The sequence below is a fragment of the Seonamhaeicola marinus genome (assembly GCF_008085455.1).
The window spans coordinates 1-326 of the sequence record NZ_VSDQ01000788.1; the positions used below are offsets into that span (position 1 = coordinate 1).

Sequence of the window (326 nt, forward strand, 5' to 3'; positions counted from 1 at the left end):
TATCTGTTGTCACGCCAGTGGCATTGCAGAGTAGCTACGTTTGGAAGGGATAAGCGCTGAAAGCATATAAGCGCGAAACCCACCACAAGATGAGATTTCTTTAAAGGGTCGTGGGAGATGACCACGTTGATAGGCTACAGGTGTAAAGGCAGTAATGTCATAGCCGAGTAGTACTAATAACCCATAGGCTTATTGTACGCCTGTTTTTTATAAGAGTTTATAAATAGTAATGTTCATGTAATTTTTTCAATATGTTAAAATATTAGATCCTGATAAGTTCAGGATAAAGATTTAAGGTGGTTATAGCGATGGGGCTCACCTCTTAC

1 rRNA gene is annotated in these 326 nt (G+C 39.3%); it reads left to right on the forward strand.

Annotated features, from left to right (window positions below):
* Positions 1–197, forward strand: a 23S ribosomal RNA gene (locus FUA24_RS23535); the annotation flags it as partial.
* Positions 198–326 lie beyond the last annotated feature (129 nt).